The organism is Alkalihalophilus lindianensis (assembly GCF_032843265.1).
Taxonomy (GTDB): Bacteria; Bacillota; Bacilli; order Bacillales; family Bacillaceae_D; genus Alkalihalophilus; species Alkalihalophilus lindianensis.
This window is the reverse complement of sequence record NZ_JAWJBA010000070.1, coordinates 1-402: the sequence shown is the minus strand read 5'-3', so window position 1 is coordinate 402 and position 402 is coordinate 1. Positions and strand designations below refer to the sequence as shown.

The following is a 402-nucleotide window of genomic DNA, read 5'->3' as shown; positions in this document are numbered from 1 at the left end:
TAACGGCTTTTACATTTTCTTGTTTTCCAAAGATCATCTCTCCGGATTGCAAGATACCATTGGCAAAATCACCGTGACTAGCAATGATAATTCCTACCATCTTCTTACCTCCCTATTCTTATTGTTACAGCTTAAATATATAAATAAGTTCTAGAGAACCTGTAACCAAAGTGAATGAATGCAGCAACTTTTCCTTTTTCCCTAACAGACTTGTGATACATTTGACACAGTAACACTCTTTTTTGTCGTCACTAATACTAATGCAACTATCGTGCCAAAAAAACTGTATTAAAACCACTGTTTTTATCAGTTTTTAACTAATACACAAAAAAGATACACAAAACAATACAGTAAAATGTATTGTTTTGTGTATCGGTATCAAATTATTCCTTTGTTTAAAAC

Annotated in this window: 1 protein-coding gene; it reads right to left on the bottom strand. The window is 31.8% G+C overall.

Annotated features, from left to right (window positions below):
* Positions 1-100, bottom strand: a 100-nt coding sequence (locus RYX56_RS21335; protein ID WP_500660606.1) for a PTS sugar transporter subunit IIA domain-containing protein, incomplete at its 3' end; no start/stop codon positions are given.
* Between the last annotated feature and the right edge of the window lie 302 nt (positions 101-402).